Raw genomic sequence first — 8922 nt, 5'->3', positions numbered from 1 at the left:
GTCCTGGAGCGGCGCGCTCGACGTCGTCAAGGAGCTCAGCGGGTACAACGACGCGAAGAAGTGCCTCACCAAGGGTGACTTCGGGGCGTGTGCCTGGACCGTGGTCACCGTGGCGAGCCTGGCCGCCGGCCCCGAGGCCACCGCTGCGCTGCGCGGGCTCAAGGGTGCGGCGGTGGGCCTGAAGGCGGGCAAGGACCTGCTGAAATTCGGCAAGGCGGCGCGGGACGTCCGGCGGGCCGAGGAGGCGGCCACCGCCGCCAAGGACACGGCGAAGACCGTGGAAAACGTTGCCTGCCTGGCGGCCGGGAACAGCTTCGCCGCCGATACCGGCGTCCTGATGGCCGACGGGAGCACGAAACCGATCTCGCAGGTGAAGGTCGGGGACGAGGTGCGGGCCACCGACCCGGTCACCGGGCGGGCCGCGGCGGAGAAGGTGACCGGCGTGATCACCGGTACCGGCGAGAAGGAGCTCACCTCGGTCACGGTCGCCACCGATCAGGCCACCGGCACCGTGGTGGCGACCTCGGGGCACCCGTTCTTCGACGACGGCGAGCACCGCTGGGTGCAGGCCGCGGACCTGCGCCCGGGCGAGCGGATCCAGACGGCTTCGGGGCAGGACGGAACCGTCGTCGGCACCTCGTCGTGGTCGCGTGTGGACACCGTCTACAACCTCACGGTCGACACGCTGCACACCTTCTTCGTCACCGTCGCCGGTATCGGCCTGCTGGTGCACAACGTGGACCCCGACTGCGGCAAGAACATCGCCAAACAAGGGGCCCGGCACGCCAAGCCCAAGACCGGTGTCGTCGCGAAGACGAAAAACGGGCTCAAGGCGGCGGGCCGGAAGGGCTGGGACTACGCGGTGAAGCGACCGATCCGCGGAGTCACCAAGGACCTCGGGAAGGCGCTGGCGAAATGCATCGGAAAGCCCGGTACGGCGCTCGGGATCGGCTACGCCACCGAACACAAGACGCTGGGCCTGGCCGCCGGACTGGTCCTGCTGACCAACTGCTACTGGGACATGATCGCCGACGGCGGGAAGAAGTAGCCGGCGGAAGAGTGGTAAATCCAAAGGAGAAACACGTGTTCAGAAGACTTGGCGTGGTGGTCGCCGCCCTCGCGGCGGCGGTCACCGTGCTCGTCGCCCCGCAGGCGCCGGTGGCGCACGCGGACGCCGCGGGCGGCGGCGGGGACTTCGTGCCCCTCGCGTCGACCCCGGTCGTGTTCGACACCCGCAACGGCACCGGCGGCACCTCCGCCCCGCTGGGCGCGGGTGCCACCGCGACCTTCCCGGTGCTCGGCGTCGGCGGGATTCCCACCACCGGCGTGGGTTCGGTGCTGGCGCGCATCACACTGCTCGGCCCCACCGCCTCCACCTGGGCGGAGCTGTGGCCCGACGGGACCTCGCGCCCGACCCTGACCATGGTGTCGGCCACCGCGGGCGAGGACCTGTCCAACACCGCCGTGGTGAAGGTCGGCGCCAACGGCAAGATCGCCGTCTACAACTCCGGCGGCAAGGTCGACATCGCGGTCGAGGTGCAGGGCTACTACAAGGCCCAGCAGGGCACCACGGGCGGCGGGCTGTTCGCGGTGCCGCACACCCGGCTGATCGACACGCGCAGCGGGCTCGGCACCACCACGGCCACCATCGCCGCCGGGGCCACGCGCACGGTGACGCTCACCGGAGGAGTGATCCCGGCCGGTGCCGCGGCAGCTCAGGTGAACCTGCTGGTGCCGGGCGCCTCGGCGGCGGGCTGGCTGGACGCCGCCCCCGCCGGCGGCACCCAGCGGCCGGTGATGAACTACGAAACCGGGTCCACGCAACAGGGTTCGGTGCTGGTGCTGCCTTCCAACGGCCAGGTGACCTTCACCAACAAGGGCAGCGCGGCGATCAACCTCGTGGTCACCGCCGAGGGCTACTACTCGTCCAGCTCCACCCAGGGCTCGGGGCTGCGGCAGGTCGCCGGGCGGCTGTTCAACACCCGGACCACCGGGGCCGGTCTGCCCATCCCGGCGAACTCCACTGTGGACGTCCAGGTCGGTGGCACCTTCGGCATGCCGACCCACGGCGTGGCCGCGACCGCGCTGAACCTCGTGGCGACCCCCGAGTCCGACGGCTACCTCAAGGCGTGGCCGGTCGGGGACGCCGAGCCTTCGGTGTCCATCATGGACTTCAAGGCGGGCAAGTGGCGGGCCAACGCGCTGGTGCTCAAGCCGGGCACCGACGGCAGGATCCGCATCCGCAACGGCAGTTCCGGCACCACGCACGTGATCGTGGACCTGCAGGGCTGGTTCGCCAACCCGCTGCCCGGAGTCGCGGTCGCGCAGAACACGCCCATGACCGCGATGCAGGCCGCACCGGTGGCCGGTGCCACCGTGGGCACCCTCGAATACGCCTACACCGACAACGCGGGCCGCGTGGTCTACGGGCACCAGACCGATCCGGACAACTTCGGTTCGGTGCAGTGGACGGTGATCTCCGGCAACGAGGCGTTCTCGGGCCAGCCCGCGCTGAGCCAGTTGTCCGACGGCCGCATCCAGGTCGCCGCGCAGCACACCGACAGTGACGTCTGGGCGGACACCCAGACCGCCTCCGGGGCGAGCACGTGGAACCCGTGGGAGAACTTCGGCGGGTCGATGGCCGGTGCGCCGGTCACCGGCAAGCTTTCCGACGGCACCGTGATGCAGTTCGACACCGACACCGACGGAAAGCTGTGGGTCTACGCCCAGAGCGGTGCGGTTCCTTACTGGCGCGACCTCGGCGACCAGAACCTGGCCGCCTCGACGCTGTCGGTGGCGCAGGTCCGTGACGGGCTGCGGGTGTTCGGCGTCGACGGCGCCGGTGCGATCAAAACCGTCGAGTACTACAACGACGGTTCGGTGTCGCCGTGGACCGACCTTGGCGGCTCGGGCCTGTCCGGCCGGCCCGCGGTGGTGGTGCGGCCGGGTTACCTGCTGCAGGTGTTCGCCCGCGCGGCGGACGGCACGATCGTGGCCAAGCTGGCCAACTCCGACGGCTCCTGGCCCGCGGACTACCAGTCGCTGGGCGGCTTCACCTCCGCCGGCGCGCCCGCCGCGATCATGGACCCGGCCCTGGGCAGGCTCGCCGTGGTCGTGCGCGGCTCCGACAACGAGATCTACCACGTGTGGGAGACCGCGACCGGGAGCAACACCTGGGGTTCGTGGACCAAGACGATCGGCGCCACCGACCCGTCGGCGACCGATCCGACCACGGCGCCCTACACCAACTCCAACGGCCAGTCGTGGATGATCACCTTCCGTAACGCCAATGGCGCGACTCGGTTCTACGAACGGCAACTTTCGGGAATGTGAACAGTTCCGTGAGCTGGTAACGGCGACACCCAGATCACGAAAAGCGTTGACGGGAAGGGCCGGGGTCCGAGGACCCCGGCCCTTTCTCCTGGGGTCCGCGGCCGCTTCGCGCGGTCGGTGCTGGAGGTGTGGCTTGATGCGTTATCAGGTGCTCGGCCCGGTCGCCGTGGCCGGCGAAGAGGGTCCGTTACGGCTCGGCGGGCCGAAGCAGCGCGCGGTGCTGGCCGCCCTGCTGCTGCATGCCAACCAGGTCGTCTCCGACGAGCAGCTGTGCTCGCTGGTCTGGGGCAAGCGCGCCCCCGCCAACGTCCGCGGCCAGCTGCAGATCCACATCTCCGGGCTGCGCAAGCTGCTGGGGCACGACACCATCCTGCGCCGCCCGCCCGGGTACCTGATCAAGGTCGCCCCCGGCGAGCTGGATCTCGAAGTGTTCTCCACCAGCGTGGAACAGGCCATGACGGACCTGGCGTCCGGCCAGACCGAGCGTGCCTCCGAACGGCTGCGCGGCGCGCTGGGGCTGTGGAGCGGCCCCGCGCTGGGCGGGGTGGCCGAAACGCTCGCCGAGCACGAAGCACAGAGCCTTCAGGAGCGGCGGCTGTGCGCGTTCGAGCAGTTCTTCGACGCCGAACTGGCGCTGGGGCGCCCGGCCCGGCTCGTCGACGACCTGCGCAGGCTCGTCCGCGAGTACCCGTTCCGGGAAAAGCTGAGCTGGCAGTTCATGCTCGCGCTGTACCGCTCCGGCCGTGCGCCCGAGGCGCTGGCGGCCTACTCGGAGATCCGCCTGCGGCTGGCGGCCGAACTCGGCATCGATCCCGGCGGACGGCTGCAGGAACTGCACCAGCGGATCCTGCGCGGCGAGGACGGGCCCGCCGCCGCTGAACCGGAGCTGCGGGAGGCGGTCACCCCCGCCGAACTTCCGCACGACGTGGCGGATTTCGTCGGCCGCGCCGCCGAACTCGCGGTACTGGACCGGGATCTGGAGCGCTTACCCGGCGAGGGGGTGCGCGTCTGGGTGATCAGCGGGATGGCCGGGGCGGGCAAGACCGCGCTGGCGGTGCACTGGGCCCACCGCGTGCGTGCCCGGTTCCCGGACGGCCAGCTCTTCGTCGACCTGGGCGGGTTCGGCACCGGCGGCGACCGCCACGGCCCGCTCGGCCCCGCGGTGGTGCTGGCCCAGGTGCTGCGCGCGCTCGGGGTGCCACCGGAACGCGTCCCCGACCGCGACGACGAACTGGCCCGGCTGTACCGGTCGGTGCTGGCGGGCCGGAAGATGCTGCTGGTGCTCGACGACGCCTGTTCCGCCGAGCAGGTGCGCGCGCTGCTGCCGGGACGTTCCACCCTGGTGCTGGTGACCAGCCGCGACCGGCTGGGCGATCTGGCGGTGCGCGACGGCGCGCGCACCCTGCCGGTGCCCCCGCTCGCCGCCGCCGAGTCGCGGGCCCTGCTGACCCGGCTGCTCGGCCCGCGGCGGGTGGCGGCCGAACCGGCCGCGGTCGCCGAGCTGGCGCGCCGGTGCGGCCATCTCCCGCTGGCGCTGCGCATCGCGGCGGCCGAACTCGGGACGGACTACCCGGTCGGGCTCTTCCTCGCCGAACTCGAGGACGGCGTGCTGGAGGGGCTCACCGTGGCGGGCGCCGAGCACACCTCGGTGGCCGCCGCCTTCGCCGCGTCCTACGACCGCCTGCCCCCGGAACTGAAACGACAGTTCCGGCGACTCGCCCTGATCCGGGGGGACATCACGGGCGAGGCCCTGGCCCTGCTCGAACCCGGGGCGCCCGTCGAGGCGCACCGGCGGCTGCGGGCGCTGGCCGCGGTGAACCTCGTCGAGCAGCACGGCCGCGACCGCTACCGGCTGCACGAGCTGATGCGCCCGTTCGCGCTGGCCCGGCTCGCCGCCGACGAACCGTCACCGGCGTCACTTCCGTCGTCACATGCGGGCGTGGCCGGTCGCGGAGAGGGTCTCGAACGGCAGCCGGACGGCGGTCACCATGCCCAGGTCGGCGTTGTCCTGGCGCACGGCGTCGAGTTCGCTCCCCGACAGCGCCTTGCGGAACAACCGGAACTCGTCCAGCGAGCCGCGCAGCCGGTTGGTGCCGTCGGGTTTCGCGCCGAGTTCGAGACCGTCGGCGGTGAAGGTGTCGTCGTAGCTCAGCGATCCGGCCGGGATGGCTGTGCTGCCTACGGTCGTGCCGTCGACGATCAGTGACAGGGTGGTTCCCGCGCGCCGGAGCGCGAGGTGGTGCCAGGCGCCGTCCCCGAAGGCGACCGAGGCGGCGGTGTCCGGCGCGGCGACCCCGGCCGCACCGGCGTCGGTCTGGATCCAGGCGTACAGCCGGTCCTTCGACGGCTGGGCGCGCAGCCACAGGGAACGCGCCGTGGAACCGGTCCCGTAGGCCCAGAGGACGACCTGGTCGGCGTCGGCCGGGGTGGCGCTGTACTTCAGCCAGGTGGTGAAGGTGAAGTCGCCGGCGCCGAGCGCGGTCGACGGCGAGTAGGGCAGTTCCACGTCGTCGCTGGTGCCGTCGAAGGTCAGCGCGCTGCCGGTCTTGCCGGGGCCCAGCGCCGCCCCGCCCCGGACGTAGGCCCCGGCGCAGTGCCCGGCATAGTCCGGAGTGGACGGACCGTCGGCGAGGCGCGCAACGTCGTGCTGCTGGGTGGTCTGGTTTTCGAACGACCACCACAGCGACGGCCGGTCGGACGGGTACGCCCCGGCCGCCTCGGCGTCGGTCAGCGCCCGCGGGTAGACGCGAACCTCGTCGAACGCCCCGGTGAACACGTCGGTTCCGTCCGGTTTGGACCCCGCGCGCAGGCCGAGGAGGTCGCCCTTGCCCGCGGTGACCGAGCCGGTGAGCCCGGTCGCGGTCGCCGACTGGCTCCCCACGCTCAGCCGCACCTGCCCGGCGCTGCGGGACAGCGCCAGCGGATGCCAGGCGCCGTCACCGAACGCGGTGGCCCCCGAGATGTCGGGCAGGGCCACGGCCACCTGGCCGGTGTCGGTCTGGACCCAGGCGTAGAGCCGGTCCTGCGCGGGCTGCGCCCGGACCCAGACCGACCGTTTGCCGGAGGTGGCGCCGAAGGCCCACAGCAGGGCCTGATTGGGGCTGCTCGCCGTGGCGTCGTAGCGGAACCACGTGGTGAGGGTGAAATCGCCGTCGCCGAGGTCGAGGGAGGGCACGAACGGGGTTTCCACGCCAGGATGGGACGAATCGATCTGGAGGGCGAGCGTGCCCGCGACGCGGCCGTCCACCCGCGTGCCGAGCCCACCGAGCAGGGACCCGTCGGCGCAGTGCGCCGAGACGTCGTCGGAGATCGCGACGGTGGTACGGGAGACCGTGGCCGCCCCGTCGACCATCGCGAACGGCAGCCGCAGGACCGGCGTCGCCGTGCCGTCGGCCGAGCGGGAGAACCGGAAGTCCCGGAGCGTGCCATGGAAGGGGTCGCTGGCGCTGCCGTCCGGCTTCGCGCCGAGCCGCAGCCCGAGCGTCCCCGCGCTGACCGAACCGCTCACCCCGCTCGCCGTGGCCGAGGCTCCGTCCACGGTGAGCCGGATCTGGCTCCCGGACCGGGTCAGCGTCAGGCTGTGGTTCGCGCCGTCGCCGAAGGCGTAGGCGGACGAGGAATCCTTGACCGCCACGGTCGTGCCGGTGTCGCCTTGGACCCAGGCCAGCACCTGGTCCTGTCCGGGCTGGGCCCGCAGCCACACCTGCGGGGCGCCGGCCCCGACCCCGTACGCCCAGAACAGCACCTGGTTCGGGCTGGAGGCGGAGGCGCTGTAGGAAAACGAGGTGGTGTAGGTGAAATCGCCGCTGCCGGGATCGAGGCTGCGGCTGTAGGGGACGTCGGCGTAGTCCCCGGATCCGTCCAGGACCAGGCCCTGGTTGACGGTGGCGTTGCCGGCCAGGTAGGCGTCGTTCGCCTCCGGCGAGGCGTCGGGCGTGGTCGGCCCCGCCAGCGGAATGGGCTGGGTGGACGGTTTCCCGGTGAAGGTGCCGGGGATTCCGAGCTCGGCCGGGGTGAACCGGTTGAAGCGGATTTCGTCGGCGGAGAAGGAGACCCCGCCTTCGTAGAGCAGGCCGATCTCGCCGTCGGTCAGTTCCGCCAGGTCCGAGTAGCCCGAACGCTGGTTGGTGATCAGGCCGTGCGCGGGGGTCGTCCAGCTCACCCCGTTGTTCGTCGAGTAGCGCACCGTCATCAGCTTGCGGTCGCTCGGATCGGCGGGACCGGAGAACAGCAGGGTGTCGCCCGGCCTGCTCTGGTAGGTCTGCTGCGGGGCCAGCACCGAGCCCTGGACGCTCGGCGTGACCAGGGAGGGCACGGCGGTGAAGGCGGGCATCGTGGTGCCGCCGTCGGCGCTCACCGCCATGGCCCGGTGATCGCCGTCGGTGATCTCGTTGCGCGCGGCGGCATAGAGTCGGCCGTCCGGCAGTTCGGCCACCGAGACCTCGCCGGGGCTGAGCTGACCGTCCACAAAGGAGTTCGCGGCGGCACTCGCGTGCCAGGTCAGCCCGTGGTCGTCGCTGTAGAGGACACCCGCGTTCACCACCCCGGACCGCGGCTTCTGGTGGGCACCGACCACGAGCCTGCCGCTGGAGAGCTGGACGCCGTGCCCGGGACCGGTGGCGAACCAGCCGTCGGTGGTGCCGTCGAAGCTCGCGGTCACCCGCTGTGCGGTGGTCCAGGTGAGGCCGTCGTCGTCGCTGCGCTGCACCCACGGCAGGCGGGGGCCGCCCGCGCTCGCGTCGTTGGAGGTGGAGACCAAGAAGACCGCACCGGTGGTCCGGTCCACCACGGGGGCGGGGTTGCCGCGGGTGAACGGGGCGAAGGGATCGTCGGCGGAACCGGACAGCACGACCCGGATCGGCCCCCAGGTACGGCCGTTGTTGGTGGAGCGGCGCACCACGGTGTCGATGTCGCCGCGGTCGGCACACGAGGGTGACTTGCGGGCTTCGCTGAACGCGAGCAGGCTGCCCTGCGCGGTCCGGACCAGCGCCGGGATCCGGAAGCAGCCGTAGCCGGCCGTGCCGGCACGGAACAACACCTGTTCCGTGCCGGCCACCGCGCCCTGCGACACCACCACGCCGCTGGCCGCGGCGTCCACCGCGGGCAGCAGGCCCAGCACCAGCGCCAACACCAACACCAACCGACGCATCATCGGTCCATCCTGGCGTCCCGCGGTAAAAATCCGCTTTCCTCCCACTAGCCACCCCCTTTTCCACGGCCGAACGTTCGCGCCCGGCGGAGACCGCCCGTTCCCGTGAGGAGTCTCCTCACGGTCGTATCGACCGGGGCTCCGGCAAGGTCGGGTCGGGTCGGCGGTACACGGCACACCTTCCGCAGTTTGTGTCCCACGCTGGTGCGCTTGTGTCCCACGCTGGTGCGCTTGTGTCCCACGCTCGTGCGCGTGAGTTCCACGCTGGGTCGGTGTTGGGTGCCCTGAAGATCGCCTTGAGGGCACGCCCCTGACACGGTCAGCGCCGGAGCGTGGGACACAAGCGCCCGAGCGTGGGACACAAGCGCTGGAAGGTGGGACTCAAGCGCCGGCGCGATGTGCCTTGGGTCGCGAACAGGCCCCTCGGCCAGGATTGGGAC

The 8922-nt window shown here is 71.9% G+C and carries 3 protein-coding genes and 1 pseudogene; 3 read left to right on the top strand and 1 reads right to left on the bottom strand.

Annotation, left to right across the window (positions count from 1 at the left end; genetic code table 11):
• From FNH05_RS24725 to FNH05_RS40165, 3 genes and pseudogenes are all read left to right on the top strand, one after another.
• Positions 1-1048 (top strand): Hint domain-containing protein (locus FNH05_RS24725; RefSeq protein ID WP_246127926.1); only part of this gene is annotated, 1048 nt, incomplete at its 5' end.
• Between the two features lie 35 nt (positions 1049-1083).
• Positions 1084-3333 carry a DUF8189 domain-containing protein gene (locus FNH05_RS24720; RefSeq protein WP_144591104.1) on the top strand — a complete coding sequence of 750 codons (2250 nt, stop codon included), beginning with the start codon at positions 1084-1086 and terminating at the stop codon, positions 3331-3333.
• Positions 3290-4171, top strand: a pseudogene (locus tag FNH05_RS40165) (AfsR/SARP family transcriptional regulator); the annotation flags it as partial. The gene FNH05_RS24720 and the pseudogene FNH05_RS40165, both read left to right, overlap by 44 nt.
• A 1089-nt stretch (positions 4172-5260) precedes the next feature.
• On the opposite strand, the gene FNH05_RS38885 reads toward FNH05_RS40165, so the two are convergent.
• Positions 5261-8485 (bottom strand): LamG-like jellyroll fold domain-containing protein, encoded by a 3225-nt coding sequence (locus FNH05_RS38885; protein ID WP_144591102.1) that lies wholly within the window; start codon positions 8483-8485, stop codon positions 5261-5263.
• Between the last annotated feature and the right edge of the window lie 437 nt (positions 8486-8922).

It is taken from the genome of Amycolatopsis rhizosphaerae (assembly GCF_007713715.1).
In the GTDB taxonomy this organism is placed as follows: domain Bacteria; phylum Actinomycetota; class Actinomycetes; order Mycobacteriales; family Pseudonocardiaceae; genus Amycolatopsis_E; species Amycolatopsis_E rhizosphaerae.
This window is presented reverse-complemented; position numbering and strand designations above follow the sequence as displayed.